Raw genomic sequence first — 13,253 nt, forward strand, 5'->3', positions numbered from 1 at the left:
CATGAATATTCTCGTTTTTGGAAAGGATGGGCAGTTAGGTAAAGCTTTTAAAGTCTTATTAGATCGGTTGCCTAAAGCCGCTAAAGCACAGGTATCTTATCTTGGTAGGGCCGAGTGTGATCTTGCAAATGCAGCGGCAGTTCAATCGCACCTCAAGCAATCAGGAGCACATCTTATTATCAATGCTTCTGCATATACTGCAGTAGATAAGGCAGAAACTGAAACAGATTTAGCTTTTGCTGTGAATGCTAGAGCTCCCGAATTGATGGTGCGCTACGCTAGAGAAAATAACGCCACTTTCCTACATTTTTCAACGGACTATGTTTTTGATGGTCGTAAAGATGGTTGGTATATTGAGGCTGATGAGCGCAATCCTTTAGGTGTTTATGGAAAAAGTAAGGCAGCTGGTGAGATAGCAATTGAGAATGCATTTGTAAATGCTCCTACAGGTCAATTTGCGATCTTAAGAACTAGCGGGGTATATGGCGACGGTGGTAATTTCATACGTACCATTTTGCGTTTGGCAAAAGAGCGAGGAGAGTTAAAAGTTATTCATGATCAGTATGGTGTGCCCACCTCTGCAAAATGGTTGGCGCAGGTAAGTTTAGATTTGGTCTTGGATTCGCAATGGAATCTCAAAAAGTTTGATTCAGGGATTTATCATGCAACCCCAGCGGGTGAGACTAGCTGGTATGGTTTGGCTTGCTTGGCGGCTCAAACAGCACTTGATGCTGGAATAACTCTAAAAGCCAATCCAGATGTCATTAAACCCATCCAGACAATCGATTATCCTTTGCCAGCACCCCGACCTATGAATTCCCGTATGGACAGCTCTAAGCTACGCTCCGCCTTGCAAAATCACGCTTCTAAGACCTCAAACTCTTATAATAAACCTCAAAATATGCCTAATTTCCCTGTATGGGATGGCTTGGTTCAAGAATACGTATCTCAACTTGCTGTTGACGGCTTAATTTAAAAACTGCGCGCATTAAGTGGGGTGCTAGATAAGGGTATTACATGACGATAAATCGTAAGGGAATTATTCTGGCTGGTGGGTCCGGTACAAGGCTCTATCCGGTGACTCAAGCAGTTTCCAAACAGTTGATGCCGGTTTACGATAAACCAATGGTGTATTACCCTTTGAGTACTCTGATGTTGGCGGGCATCCGCGATATCTTATTGATTTCCACGCCCCACGACACGCCGTGCTTTTCAGAATTACTCGGCGATGGCTCGCAGTGGGGCCTCAATATTGAATATTGTATTCAGCCATCGCCAGATGGGCTGGCACAAGCATTTACATTAGGCAAAAATTTTATTGACAATAGCCCAAGTGCATTAGTATTGGGTGACAATATCTTCTATGGCTATGAATTAGTGGATCAATTGGGCAAAGCTCATGATCGTAGCCAAGGAGCTACAGTATTTGCATACCATGTAAATGATCCAGAGCGTTATGGAGTCGTTGAGTTTGATAAAGACTACAAAGCACTCTCTATTGAAGAAAAGCCGCTAAAGCCGCGAAGTAGTTATGCGGTTACGGGCCTGTATTTTTATGATAATCAGGTCTGTGATATCGCGGCCTCTATCAAGCCGAGTGCTCGTGGCGAACTGGAAATTACAGACGTAAATCGGATATATCTGCAAAAAAATGAATTGAACGTGGAGATCATGGGCCGAGGTTTTGCCTGGCTAGATACGGGAACGCATGATTCGTTGCTCGATGCTGCTGGGTTTATTGCAACTTTGCAAAAGCGTCAAGGCCTCATGGTTGCTTGTCCCGAAGAAATTGCTTATAGACAGGGTTGGATTAGTGCAGAGACGGTTCAAAAAGTGGCTACCCAACTCAGTAAAAATAGTTACGGGCAGTACCTCAATAAGATTTTGAATGAATTGAATATGTATGTACAACCTGTAACTCTTTCTGCTAAGAAGGGCAGAGAATGAGTCAGCATCCTAAGTTGAAAATTACTCCAACAGAAATTCACGATTTATTGATCGTAGAACCAAAGGTATTTGGTGATGAGCGTGGTTGGTTTACCGAGTCTTTTAATGTAAAAGACTTTACTAATGCTACTGGTTTAGATATTGAGTTTGTACAAGATAATCATTCCTATTCCCGTCAATGGACTCTGCGCGGTCTACACTATCAACTAGAAAAGGCGCAGGGCAAGTTAGTCAGAGTGGTGGTAGGAAGTGTATATGACGTAACTGTTGATATTCGTAAAGATTCACCAACTTACGGCAAATGGGTGGGGATTGAATTAAGCGCTGAAAACCATAAACAGATGTGGATACCAGCCCAATTAGCACATGGCTTTTTGGTTCTCTCAGAGACCGCTGAGTTTTTGTATAAGACTACCGATTATTATCATCCGCAAAGTGAAGCGTGCCTTGCCTGGAATGATCCAACGGTAGGCATTGAATGGCCACTTCCGGCTGGCGCTCAACCCAATATGAATGCGAAAGATTCTGCGGGATTACTGTGGGATATGGCGCCTAAGTTTTAATAGCTGACTTGCGTTAAAAGATAAGATAATGCTCATATGAGCGTCGTATTTTCCAACCCTTTAGTAAATCAAAAACCTGATCCCAAGATTTTGTTGGTCAAACTCTCTTCCTTGGGGGATGTGCTCCACAACTTGCCGATTGTTTGGGATTTGCGCGCTCGTTTACCTGGCGCCCAAATAGACTGGGTAGTTGAAGACGGGTACGTTCACCTATTAGAGCCTCTATTGAGTCGTGAGGGCGCTAAGGGTATTGATCATATTATTCCTTTTGGCTTGCGTCGCTGGAAAAAAAACCTGCTTCAGTCATCAACCTGGAAAGAATTTTTTGCTTTTAAAGACCAGTTGCAAAAAAGTACATACGATGCCCTCATTGAAACTCAGGGATTACTCAAATCTGCGCTAGTTTGCTCTTTAGCCAAAAAATCTTTAAACGCCATTATTGCTGGCCTTGCCAATGCAACTGAATTTTCGGGTTATGAGCCGATAGCCCGATCTTTTTACAACCAGTCGGTACAAGTTCCATTGCAATGCCATGCAGTTGACCGTTCTCGCTGGGTGATGTGTTCTGCATTCGATTGGCCGCTGATCGAACGTACTACCCAGCCTCAGTTTTATCCTCATCATTATCTTGAGCAACTTGCTGCGAGCTCTAGTCACTCCATTTGTGCACTGAAAATGCCTTATGTGCTTTGCTTTCATTCGACAGCAAGGGAGGCAAAGCGCTGGTTAAATGAAAATTGGGTGCTTTTGGGTAATAAACTCGCTGATCAGGGATATCAAGTAGTTCTGCCATGGGGCAATCTCGCAGAAAAAGCAGTAAGCGAAACGATTGCTAAGCACATTCCCGGTTCATTAGTGCCTGAGGCTTTCTCGATCGAAGACGCTTTTTCAGTCATGGCTGGTGCAGCGCTGACTGTAGGTGTTGACACAGGCCTTACTCATTTAGCAGCGGTCTTAGGCAAGCCCACAGTTGAAATCTATTGTGACTCGCCTAGATGGAAGACTGAGGGTTATTGGTCAGAGAAAATTCGAAATGTAGGCGATATTCAGAAGTCGCCAAGTGTAGCGGAAGTAATTGCTGCTACTGCTGAATTATTGCCTTAACGCAGTAAGGCATTGATTGCTACCAGATCTTCATCGTTGAGCGCGGCGGCGTGTGCTTTTAATGTAATCGCATTCACAATAGTCTTGTAGCGTGCTTGTTGTAGTAAAGAGTGGGTATTGATTAACAAATCGAGTGCAATCAGTACATCGATATTGATCAAGGTACCTACCTGAAAGCTGACTCCAATGCGGATGAAGTAGAGCTGCTCTGCAGCCTCATATGCTTTAACACTAGCGAGAGGCCCCTATAAAAACCAGTAAAAGCTGTACGTGTGTTTTGTGCTGCTGTCCGTCGATAGTTGTCGTAATTTGCTTTCGCCACATCTAATAGAGCGGCATTTTGTCGAATCACTGAACTGTTGTAGCCACCAGAAACCAGCGGAATAGTCATTGGCAGTGCGACGGTATTGTGATAGATGTTCGTATTTGCTGGTGTGTAGTTATTTGGCCTTCCGTTAGAGGTGTTGTATCCAGAGGTACCGACAAAATTGGCGGTAGGGTATTTTAATGCCTGAGCACCTCGATAGGTGCGCTCTGCAATGCTTACAGACAGCTGTCCAGCAAGAACATTAAAGTTTGATGCCTCTGCTTGGTTTATCCAATCATCCAGCGTTTGTCCAGGAGGTAGGTGGGGATTAACGCTCTCTGCAATAGGACTACCTTTGGTGTCTTTGTTCTTGCTAGGTGGATCTTGAGGCACCCCTTCAATTTTGGCATCCTTAATAAGGGGCTTTCATGCACCTACTGGACGTCCAACGATTTGTTCTGGTGCTCCACGTTTGACAATCAGATCTGCCTGTGGAGCGATCTCTTGTGAATTTGCTAAATCAAGCGCGGCTTGAGGGGTATTCACATCAACAATGGTTGCAAGTCTGGCATCAAATTGCTGCTTAATTAAGTCTTTTTTATTTTTGTAAAGCGCCACATTATCTTAGCTAGTAAGAGCATCAAAATAGGCTTGTGTTACCCGTAATATCAGGTCTTGTTGCGCTGAGAAAAAGCGCGTGTCCGCTAATGTGGTATTGAGATCACCTTGCTTAAATAGCTCCAATGTAGCAACGTTAAAAACAGGCTGAGTTAAGGTCGCTGTGTAACTCTTTTGATCAGAGAGTCTAGAGTTACCGGCATTATTCGATATGATAGTGCTGCCAGCACCATGTTGGTAGTAACGTGTTCCACCAGGGGTGGCATGAGCCTGTGCGGCATTAATAAAGAAAAGCCTTGCCAATACAGTTCTTTGCTCGCTTGGTAATTGAAATGAGCCGCAGTTAATACGGGATCGCTAAAAGCAGCTTCTTGGTAAAGCTGAATTAAATCATTGAGTTGACCTTTATTTTCTGCATCCTTGCTACCTGTTAAGGTGGAGGGGCAGAAATGGGTGGTACTGCAGGTTTACTTGGCGGGACTGTAAGTTGCGGTGGCTGCTCAAGTCCTATAAGGGTAGAGGTACTCATCGGGGTTGGCAATGCAGGCCTTGGGGCAGCATTAGGGCTTTGCGCAAGGGTATGAAAAGACCAGGCACCAAAACCGAGCGCTTCACTCAGGATCAAAACAAAGGCTGTAAGTCGAGAGCGTCTAAAGCGGTTTAGGGTCATGTAATTCAGTTACTTTTCAATGTGCTATCCAGTTTAAGGCCAATTTATTCCAATTGCATATTTCAGTACTATTTTGTCAAATCCCCTGATTTGCCCCTAGATACCTGTAAAATTTAGCTCATGGATCTAATTTTGTTATTAACAGCAGTCATTCTGGGTGTTGTCGAAGGATTAACGGAGTTTTTGCCAATCTCCAGTACTGGTCATCTCATTTTGGTTGGTGACTTGTTCAACTTTAATGATGACCGAGGTAAAGCATTTGAGATCATTATTCAGTTTGGCGCTATTTTGGCAGTCTGTTGGGAGTTTCGTCAAAAGCTTGGCAAAGTAGCATCTTCTTTTGGCAGCAGTGCACTTGCACGTCGCTTTATTGCGAATTTAATCATTGCCTCAATTCCGGCGATGGGGTTAGGTTTTGTCTTCGGTAAGCACATTAAAGCGGTATTGTTTTCCCCAATTCCTGTTGCTAGTGCATTTATTATTGGTGCCTTCATTATTTTTTGGGCAGAGCGCCACCAGCAAAAGCTCGTTACTAGTGCAACACATATTCAATCGGTCGATGACCTTACCCCTTTGGATGCTCTAAAGGTCGGCATTGCTCAATGTGCAGCATTAATGCCTGGAACATCTCGCTCGGGTGCAACCATTATCGGCGGCATGCTATTTGGCCTGCCGCGTGCAGTGGCAACTGAGTTTTCTTTTTTCTTAGCCATTCCAGTAATTGGTGGAGCTACTGCGTATGAGTTACTGAAGCTTTGGAAGGCACCCGTTACTTTTTCTGGAGAATATACTCTCGCAATTGTGGTGGGCTTTATCGCTGCGTTTATTTCAGCATTTGTATGTGTTCGCTGGCTAATTCATTATGTGGCTCACCATAATTTCATACCTTTTGCATGGTATCGCATAGCTTTTGGATTGCTGGTTTTATTCACCGCCTATACTGGCTTAATTGCTTGGTCCCATTAACATCTTTATTGACTTACTAGGTTCAGGCAATTCTCATGGATGCATCAATAGACGCAATCACCAATCATATTCAGCTAGCACTAGCACCCGTGTTTCTGCTAACTGCTGTGGCTACCTTTATTAATGCTATCTCTGGTCGTTTGGCCAGATCTGTAGATCGTATGCACTCAATCCGACGCGCTATCGATGAAGGACAAGTGAAGGACCCGGCACTATTGCGGAATATGCATAAAGACGCAAATGAAGTTAAAGTGCGTGGGCGCCTGTGTACCGCAGCCATCTTTTTTGATGTATTGAGCGGGGTTTTTATTTCTCTTACGGTATTGGAGCTCTTTTTCTTTCAGGCTGGTGCTGTACGTTCTTTGCAAACCATGTATGTTATTTGGACATTTGTACTGGGCCTTATCTTTTTTATGACATCTCTCGCCATCGTGCTTGCTGAGATTGTCTATGCTTATCGTTCTGCAGGCTGGAATAACCCCACGCTGGACAAATGAGCAACTGTATTAATCATACTTTCTTAAATTAGGATCAATATGAATAAAATCCTCATCACCGGTGGTGCTGGCTTCTTGGGTTCTCACCTTACCGAACAATTACTCAAAGAGGGTAATGATGTCTTGGTAGTCGATAACTACTTCACAGGTAGAAAAGAGAACTTAGCGCACTTAATGCCTAGCTCTCGTTTAGAGCTCATGCGTTACGATGTGACCTTTCCGCTCTACGTCGAAACCAATCAGATCTATAACTTGGCTTGTCCAGCTTCTCCAGTGCATTATCAATACGATCCAGTGCAAACAACTAAGACGAGTGTGCATGGTGCAATTAATATGCTCGGGCTTGCCAAGCGCAGCAGAGCGCGTATCTTGCAGGCCTCAACTAGTGAAGTGTATGGCGATCCAGAAGTGCATCCTCAGCCAGAAGAGTACTGGGGCAAGGTCAATCCCATCGGTATTCGTTCTTGCTATGACGAAGGCAAGCGCTGTGCTGAAACTCTGTTTTTTGATTACAACCGCCAGCACAATTTAGATATTAAAGTTGTTCGCATTTTTAATACCTACGGACCCAGAATGCATCCCAATGATGGCCGAGTAGTGAGTAACTTTATTGTTCAGGCATTACAAGGCAAGGCCATCACGATTTATGGTGATGGCCAGCAAACTCGAAGCTTTTGCTATGTTGATGACTTAATAGACGCCATGGTCAAAATGATGAACTCCGAACAAGGCTTTACTGGGCCGGTCAATATTGGCAATCCTGGTGAATTTACTATGCTGCAACTAGCCGAAGCTGTATTGAAATTATCTGGCAGTAAGTCCAAGATCATCCATCAAGCACTGCCATCTGACGATCCAAAACAACGTCAGCCTAATATTGAATTAGCCAAAGCTAAACTCGGATGGCAACCAAAGGTGAATTTAGAAGATGGATTAAAGGAGACGATTGCTTACTTTAGGAAGGTAGTAGGTTAATAGTGATCGAGAGTGGCGCCGCTTCGAATCAGCGATTTGATCGAATTCGATCTTTTGTTTTAAGAGCTAGGAGAACGACTGCTGGTCAGCAGCGAGCTATTGAAGAGCTTGGTCCCCAGTTTCTGCTGCCGCATCAAGAATCTAAACTCAATCTAATTGATGCCTTTGGTGGATCAAGCAAGCCAAAGATTCTGGAGATTGGTTTTGGTATGGGTGAGACTACCGCTAAGATTGCAGCCCTGAGACCAGAAGATGATTTTTTGGCAATTGAAGTCCATGCTCCAGGAGTTGGTGCTTTGCTCAAGCTGATAGGTGAAAACCGGCTCACGAATTTGCGATTAATTCGTCATGATGCGGTTGAGGTTTTAGAGCACATGATTGGTGATGCTTCATTAGATGGTATTCATATTTATTTTGCAGACCCATGGCATAAAAAACGTCACCATAAGCGTCGCTTGATTCAGGCAGAATTTGTCAGACTTCTGGTTTCTAAATTAAAGTCAGGCGCTTATTTGTATTTAGCAACAGATTGGCATAACTATGCTGAACAAATGTTATTAGTGCTCAATGCAGAGCCCGTTTTAACAAATACTTCTTCAGAGTTGGTGAAGATTGAAACGTTCGACTTAGGTGATATAGCTAAACCAGATGAGGTTTGGAATGAATTTAAACCGACTGTAAAGCAAATCAATTCATTACATGCCGGATACGTACCTGCACCTGAATATCGGCCAGTTACAAAGTTTGAAAACCGTGGCGTCAAACTAGGCCATGGTGTTTGGGATTTAATCTATCAAAAGAAATAAATAAACGATAAACAAAAGTCGTTTATAAGCCTACACAAACATATTTGATCTCGAGGTATTCATCCATACCAAATACACTACCTTCTTCGAGCCCTAAGCCCGATTGTTTGACCCCTCTAACGGAGCTACCTCGTTAGAGGTGAGGCCAGTATTGGTACCTACCATGTCGTATTCCAAGGCTTCGGCTAATTTCCACACTCTGCCTATATCGCGACTATAAAAATAAGATGCCAGACCAAATTGGCTGTGATTAGCACGCTTGATTACTTCTTCATCGCTCTCAAAAGAGATGATTGGTGTTACCGGACCAAAAGTTGCTTCATAAGTGATGAGCATTTGATTGTCGACATTAGCTAATATAGTGGGCTCAAAAAAGTTTTTACCTTCAATCGTTTGATTGCCACCGGTTACGAGCTTTGCGCCTTTGCTGAGAGCATCAGCAATATGCCTTTTAACTTTTTCTAGAGCGGCAGTCTCAATGAGGTGTTCTTGAGTGATACCATCTTCCAAGCCATTGCCAACTTTAACACTGTCAGGAGGGCCTTGGCACACTTTTCAACAAATTGATTGTGCACGTTTTGTGGGCATAAAAACAATTGGCACAAACACAGGTTTGACCTGAGTTTCTGAATTTAGAAGCCATGGCACCATTTACTGCGGCATCAATATCTGCATCCTCAAAGACAATAAAAGGAGCGTGGCCTCCTAACTCTAGAGCGAGTTTTTTAACTGTTGGAGCGCATTGTTCCATCAAAATACGACCTATCTCTGTAGAGCCAGTAAAGGAAAGATGGCGAACTATAGGTGATGAACAAAGCGTCTTGCCAATCACAACTGACTGCTTTGCATCGGCGGTCACAATATTCATCACCCTATCAGGGATGCCGGCACACTGTGCTAGTTCGGCAAGGGCAAGTGCAGATAAGGGGTTAGCTCTGGCTGGTTTGATCACAATGGTGCAGCCTGCCGCTAGGGCTGGGGCGATCTTACGAGTGATCATTGCGGGGATCGGAAAGTTCCAGGGAGTGATGGCCACACAGACGCCAATCGGTTGCTTCAAAACCATCAGACGCTTATATCGCTCCAAGTGCTTCCTAAAATAGATCCTTTGACACGGTTCGCTTCTTCTGCAAACCACTCTACAAATGAAGCCCCATATGCCACTTCATTTGTAGCTTCTGTTAAGGGTTTGCCTTGTTCGAGAGTCATGAGCGTTGCTAAGTCTTGTGTATTTTCAATAATCAAATCAAACCATTTACGCATGATGAGCGCACGTTCTTTGGATAGCTTGTTGCGCGCCATGCAGGTAGGGCTTTTGCTGCAGCAGCGACTGCAAGTTCAGCAGCGCTACTGTCTAAGTTGGCTACCGTAGCAATCATTTCATCGGCTGCAGGATTCTTGAGCTTAAAGGTGTTCTTGGAGTGAATCCATTTGCCATTAATGAAAGCATCTTTTTTGAAAAGAAGGATGTTTTTCAATTGGCTGCGAATATCAACTTTTTGCATGATTTTTAACCTTAGTGAGATGCAAACTATTTTATCCCTCAATAGATAAAATAGCCTCAAGCCCCCAGATCTTTAAGGCTTGAGGGCTTGGATGATGCTGTATTGATTAGGTTGTTTAGCCCGCTTGGATTTCTGCAGTTCGGAGTGTTTGAGCTAGAAGGTCTAGTACGCCGTTGACATACTTATGACCATCAGTACCACCAAAGGTTTTGGCTAGCTCAACTGCTTCATTGATGGCTACTTTGTAGGGGACAGATAGATCCGCAGCTAGCTCATAAGCTCCAATTAAAAGGGCCGCATGCTCTACAGGCGATAGTTCGTTAATGGGGCGATCTAAGGCCGGTGAAATAATGGCTTCTAATTCATCTGTTCGAGCTAGGACACCATCAAAGATACCCTGAAAGAGATCTAGTTGGCAGCGACGGAATGCTGGATCTTCAGAAAGCTGTTTGGCAATGGCTGCACCATTCGGGATACTTCCAGCGCGACGCATTACCAAACTTTGGTAAACGCCTTGAAGGGCATACTCACGAGCGCGACGGCGGGGTGTGAGCGAGCGCTTAGGTGCTGGCTTCGCTTCTTTACTTGCTTGTGGAAATTTCGAGTTAGCAGGGTTCTGGCTAGAGTTAGACATGAGAATTATTTTTCTTCACTCGAGTTGATTTCAACATCAAAATCAGGAGTTAATGCCAAGGTTAAGTTTGCCATTTCGATTACTGCGTGAGCGCATTCAGCGCCTTTCACCTGAACACGTGCATGAGCTTGCTCATCAGTGTCACAAGTTAAAATACCATTTGCAATTGGCAAACCCGAGTCGAGGGAGATGCGGGTAATACCAGCTGCGGATTCATTGGAAACCAATTCAAAATGATAAGTCTCGCCACGGATCACAGCACCCAAAGCTACCAAACCATCAAACTCGCCGGTTTCGACAAGCTTTTGTAGTGCGAAGGGAATTTCGAGTGCTCCAGATACGGTTACAAGTTTGATATTCGCTTGATTCACGCCAAGTGCAATCAATTCATTAATACAAGCATTGGTCAGCGCAACGCAATGATCCTCATTGAAGCGTGCTTGTACAACGCCAATACGCAAATCTTGACCGTTGAGGTCTGCTTCTAATACGCCTACAAAATCATTGTTAGAGCTAGTCATATATATTTTTTAATCAGGAACGCATTAATAGATATTAAGGAGTGTAAGGCTTATAGCCAGTCACTTCCAAGTTATAGCCGGACAGGCTCGATACAAGACTTGGGTTGGCGAGTAAGCGCATTTTCCCAACGCCAATATCTTTAAGTATTTGAGTGCCAATGCCATAGCTTCTGAAATCTGTTTTTCTGGCCAACGGTTTCTTAACTTCGTCATGGGATTGATTGAGCTTCTTGAATTGAGCAAGCCAGTCATAAGCATTTGGTGCGGCAATACCTGAGGCATTTAGAAGTACAGCAACACCGGCGGGCGCAGATGCAAGCGCTGCTAATGCTTTGGCTAGCGGCCAAGAATGGGTGCTGACATGAGAGTCAAGGAAATCCAAAATCGTGACGGGTTCATGCACACGCACTAAGGTTTCTTGGGATTCTGAGGGTTTGCCGTGCACTAATCCGATATGTATACATGAACTCGGGGTATCGCGATAAACAATTCCCTGAAATTTCCCCTAAGGGGTAACGAATTCACGTCTACCTTCGCGAATAACGATGCTTTCATGTTGACTGCGGTATTGAATGAGATCGGCAATGCTGCCAATTTTTAATTGATGTTCTTTAGCAAACTCAAGAAGATCAGGAAGGCGCGCCATACTGCCATCGTCTTTCATGATTTCGCAAATCACAGAAGTGGGGGATCATTCCGCCATTGCTGCAAGATCGCAACCTGCTTCAGTATGGCCGGAGCGAATTAAGACGCCTCCTGGCTGAGCCATTAGTGGGAATACATGCCCAGGCTGAACTAGATCACTCGGTTTGGCATTGGGGGCTACTGCAGTTTTAATCGTCAGTGCACGATCGGCCGCTGAAATTCCAGTAGTCACTCCGCTCGCTGCCTCAATGGATACTGTGAAATTCGTTCCCATCGATGTGCCGTTGTCTCGAACCATCAATGGCAAGTTGAGTTGCTGGCAGCGTTCACGGGTTAAGGTTAAGCAAATTAAGCCTCGACCATGTTTAGCCATGAAATTTACTGCATCGGCTGTAGCATGATCTGCTGCCAAAACTAAATCACCTTCATTTTCGCGATCTTCTTCGTCAACGACGATCACCATCTTGCCGGCGCTGAGCTCGGCAATGATGTCTTCAGTAGTGGCAAGGTTATTTGGCATAGCCCTTTATTTTAAGCGCACGACATACTTGTTGTTCGGTCCGACATGAATGTCCCGTCTTTCGCACAAATAGAGCTGTGAGCAAGAGTTTCGACCTGATGCCTGTTTTTTGAAAATGGGTTGTGTCAGCCCCAAAGTACCCCAGCCTAATAAATGCAATGAGCCCAAGACCGATGCCCAGAAATAGCTGTGGATTTATATTGTTAGAGGTTTTGGTGGCTATGAGCCTGATTTTGGGGGTCTGGGCTCAATAGGTGTTTATCAAAAACTCGCTCTCAACCTCGTCCAGCAAGAAAGTAGGCGATCCCAAATCGGAAAGGAATTCGATGTCTATGGGATACAAGAACATGCCAGAGCTAATTTGTTTATTACGAGCCAAGGTTTAAGACGTGACACTGCTCGACTGCTTAGTCGGAATATCTCTATGCGCACTGCTGCTCAACCCGTTGCTCAAGTCCAGCGCTGACTTGCTAATTAAACAAGTTGAGCATGAAAAAACGCAAGCACTCATTTCAGAGGCAGATCGTGCATTGGAGCTCATTGGGCGTGCTATACGAATGGCGTGCTATCGTAATATTGTGCAATATCAAGCGGGTAAAAATTTGGCATTAGAGGTCAACAAAAAGTCGGGTTTTAGGGGGTCTAATTCTTTAACGGTTCGTCATGAAATATCGGATGGTATCGATTTTGATTGCTTTGGTAATGCCATTACCAAAGAGCGCACTAAAAATGACTTAGCGCTTCAGGGCTTTTTAGTAGATCATCAAGCAGGCGTCCCAAAAGGAAAAAAGTTAATGGTGGATCCTTGATCTGCCAATCGTTTGATCGTCAAGGCAGGATATAGAATACGACTTTAATGAATGGGGTACATAACCTCCTGATTGATGAAATATTGAGCGCTCAAGCTCAGCAATCAGTTGGCCAACGACTTTTTAAAGTCAGACTACAAATGACCGATGGAGCTACGCTAAATCT

Annotated in this window: 16 protein-coding genes and 2 pseudogenes; 10 read left to right on the forward strand and 8 right to left on the reverse strand. The window is 44.3% G+C overall.

Annotated features, from left to right (window positions below):
* The first annotated feature begins 1 nt into the window (after nucleotide 1).
* Genes rfbD through waaC form a run of 4 tightly spaced genes read left to right on the forward strand, consistent with a single transcriptional unit; the run spans nucleotide 2 to nucleotide 3,614 of the window.
* A complete protein-coding gene (gene rfbD / locus DXE31_RS05085; RefSeq protein WP_114698044.1) occupies nucleotides 2–976 on the forward strand; it encodes a dTDP-4-dehydrorhamnose reductase in 975 nt (324 codons plus the stop codon).
* Between the two features lie 47 nt (nucleotides 977–1,023).
* Nucleotides 1,024–1,947, forward strand: a complete 924-nt coding sequence (gene rfbA, locus DXE31_RS05090) for a glucose-1-phosphate thymidylyltransferase RfbA (RefSeq protein WP_114698660.1) — start codon at nucleotides 1,024–1,026, stop codon at nucleotides 1,945–1,947.
* Complete coding sequence (gene rfbC, locus DXE31_RS05095; RefSeq protein WP_174222257.1) at nucleotides 1,944–2,510, forward strand: dTDP-4-dehydrorhamnose 3,5-epimerase; 567 nt, start codon at nucleotides 1,944–1,946, stop codon at nucleotides 2,508–2,510. The genes rfbA and rfbC overlap by 4 nt, the downstream gene beginning before the upstream one ends.
* 36 nt (nucleotides 2,511–2,546) lie before the next feature.
* Nucleotides 2,547–3,614 (forward strand): lipopolysaccharide heptosyltransferase I, encoded by a 1,068-nt coding sequence (waaC, locus tag DXE31_RS05100; RefSeq protein WP_114698045.1) that lies wholly within the window; start codon nucleotides 2,547–2,549, stop codon nucleotides 3,612–3,614.
* On the opposite strand, the gene DXE31_RS10280 is transcribed toward waaC, so the two are convergent.
* Genes DXE31_RS10280 through DXE31_RS10295 form a run of 4 tightly spaced genes read right to left on the reverse strand, consistent with a single transcriptional unit; the run spans nucleotide 3,611 to nucleotide 4,842 of the window.
* A complete protein-coding gene (locus DXE31_RS10280; protein ID WP_197712147.1) occupies nucleotides 3,611–3,775 on the reverse strand; it encodes a hypothetical protein in 165 nt (54 codons plus the stop codon). The genes waaC and DXE31_RS10280 overlap by 4 nt on opposite strands.
* A 5-nt stretch (nucleotides 3,776–3,780) precedes the next feature.
* Nucleotides 3,781–4,314, reverse strand: a complete 534-nt coding sequence (locus DXE31_RS10285) for a TolC family protein (RefSeq protein WP_197712148.1) — start codon at nucleotides 4,312–4,314, stop codon at nucleotides 3,781–3,783.
* A gap of 33 nt (nucleotides 4,315–4,347) precedes the next feature.
* On the reverse strand, nucleotides 4,348–4,539 hold the full coding sequence (locus tag DXE31_RS10290) for a hypothetical protein (protein WP_197712149.1): 192 nt from the start codon (nucleotides 4,537–4,539) through the stop codon (nucleotides 4,348–4,350).
* Between the two features lie 6 nt (nucleotides 4,540–4,545).
* Nucleotides 4,546–4,842, reverse strand: coding sequence for a hypothetical protein (locus DXE31_RS10295; RefSeq protein ID WP_197712150.1), 297 nt, complete (start codon nucleotides 4,840–4,842; stop codon nucleotides 4,546–4,548).
* A 487-nt stretch (nucleotides 4,843–5,329) separates the two neighbouring features.
* On the opposite strand from DXE31_RS10295, the gene DXE31_RS05110 reads away from it, so the two are divergent.
* The 4 genes from DXE31_RS05110 to trmB are packed head-to-tail and all read left to right on the forward strand — an operon-like array spanning nucleotide 5,330 to nucleotide 8,453.
* The gene (locus DXE31_RS05110) at nucleotides 5,330–6,175 is read left to right on the forward strand and encodes an undecaprenyl-diphosphate phosphatase (protein ID WP_114698046.1); all 846 of its coding nucleotides are present in this window, start codon (nucleotides 5,330–5,332) and stop codon (nucleotides 6,173–6,175) included.
* 35 nt (nucleotides 6,176–6,210) lie between these two features.
* Complete coding sequence (locus tag DXE31_RS05115) at nucleotides 6,211–6,672, forward strand: DUF2721 domain-containing protein (RefSeq protein WP_114698047.1); 462 nt, start codon at nucleotides 6,211–6,213, stop codon at nucleotides 6,670–6,672.
* A 39-nt stretch (nucleotides 6,673–6,711) separates the two neighbouring features.
* Complete coding sequence (locus DXE31_RS05120) at nucleotides 6,712–7,647, forward strand: UDP-glucuronic acid decarboxylase family protein (protein WP_114698048.1); 936 nt, start codon at nucleotides 6,712–6,714, stop codon at nucleotides 7,645–7,647.
* A gap of 2 nt (nucleotides 7,648–7,649) precedes the next feature.
* On the forward strand, nucleotides 7,650–8,453 hold the full coding sequence (gene trmB, locus DXE31_RS05125) for a tRNA (guanosine(46)-N7)-methyltransferase TrmB (protein ID WP_114698049.1): 804 nt from the start codon (nucleotides 7,650–7,652) through the stop codon (nucleotides 8,451–8,453).
* A 22-nt stretch (nucleotides 8,454–8,475) separates the two neighbouring features.
* Here the strand turns inward: trmB and DXE31_RS05130 are convergent.
* From DXE31_RS05130 to ribBA, 4 genes and pseudogenes are all read right to left on the reverse strand, one after another.
* Nucleotides 8,476–9,958, reverse strand: a pseudogene (locus DXE31_RS05130) (NAD-dependent succinate-semialdehyde dehydrogenase).
* A 115-nt stretch (nucleotides 9,959–10,073) separates the two neighbouring features.
* The gene (nusB, locus tag DXE31_RS05135; protein WP_114698050.1) at nucleotides 10,074–10,592 is read right to left on the reverse strand and encodes a transcription antitermination factor NusB; all 519 of its coding nucleotides are present in this window, start codon (nucleotides 10,590–10,592) and stop codon (nucleotides 10,074–10,076) included.
* Between the two features lie 5 nt (nucleotides 10,593–10,597).
* Nucleotides 10,598–11,113, reverse strand: a complete 516-nt coding sequence (gene ribH, locus DXE31_RS05140) for a 6,7-dimethyl-8-ribityllumazine synthase (RefSeq protein WP_114698051.1) — start codon at nucleotides 11,111–11,113, stop codon at nucleotides 10,598–10,600.
* Between the two features lie 34 nt (nucleotides 11,114–11,147).
* Nucleotides 11,148–12,278 (reverse strand): annotated as a pseudogene (gene ribBA, locus DXE31_RS05145) (bifunctional 3,4-dihydroxy-2-butanone-4-phosphate synthase/GTP cyclohydrolase II).
* A 173-nt stretch (nucleotides 12,279–12,451) separates the two neighbouring features.
* On the opposite strand from ribBA, the gene DXE31_RS12845 reads away from it, so the two are divergent.
* Together DXE31_RS12845 and DXE31_RS05155 are read left to right on the forward strand one after the other, a co-directional pair.
* Complete coding sequence (locus DXE31_RS12845) at nucleotides 12,452–12,532, forward strand: prepilin-type N-terminal cleavage/methylation domain-containing protein (RefSeq protein ID WP_415078079.1); 81 nt, start codon at nucleotides 12,452–12,454, stop codon at nucleotides 12,530–12,532.
* Nucleotides 12,533–12,667: 135 nt separating this feature from the next.
* Complete coding sequence (locus DXE31_RS05155; protein WP_197712151.1) at nucleotides 12,668–13,087, forward strand: hypothetical protein; 420 nt, start codon at nucleotides 12,668–12,670, stop codon at nucleotides 13,085–13,087.
* Nucleotides 13,088–13,253: the final 166 nt, after the last annotated feature.

This window comes from Polynucleobacter necessarius (assembly GCF_900095185.1).
Taxonomy (GTDB): Bacteria; Pseudomonadota; Gammaproteobacteria; order Burkholderiales; family Burkholderiaceae; genus Polynucleobacter.

Bases quoted from the DNA above. Each gene is read 5' to 3' on its own strand.
- nusB (WP_114698050.1), bottom strand. From the start codon at position 10,592: ATGTCTAACTCTAGCCAGAACCCTGCTAACTCGAAATTTCCACAAGCA.
- rfbC (WP_174222257.1), top strand. From the start codon at position 1,944: ATGAGTCAGCATCCTAAGTTGAAAATTACTCCAACAGAAATTCACGAT.
- DXE31_RS05115 (WP_114698047.1), top strand. From the start codon at position 6,211: ATGGATGCATCAATAGACGCAATCACCAATCATATTCAGCTAGCACTA.
- ribH (WP_114698051.1), bottom strand. From the start codon at position 11,113: ATGACTAGCTCTAACAATGATTTTGTAGGCGTATTAGAAGCAGACCTC.
- DXE31_RS05110 (WP_114698046.1), top strand. From the start codon at position 5,330: ATGGATCTAATTTTGTTATTAACAGCAGTCATTCTGGGTGTTGTCGAA.
- DXE31_RS12845 (WP_415078079.1), top strand. From the start codon at position 12,452: ATGCCCAGAAATAGCTGTGGATTTATATTGTTAGAGGTTTTGGTGGCT.
- DXE31_RS05120 (WP_114698048.1), top strand. From the start codon at position 6,712: ATGAATAAAATCCTCATCACCGGTGGTGCTGGCTTCTTGGGTTCTCAC.
- waaC (WP_114698045.1), top strand. From the start codon at position 2,547: ATGAGCGTCGTATTTTCCAACCCTTTAGTAAATCAAAAACCTGATCCC.
- rfbD (WP_114698044.1), top strand. From the start codon at position 2: ATGAATATTCTCGTTTTTGGAAAGGATGGGCAGTTAGGTAAAGCTTTT.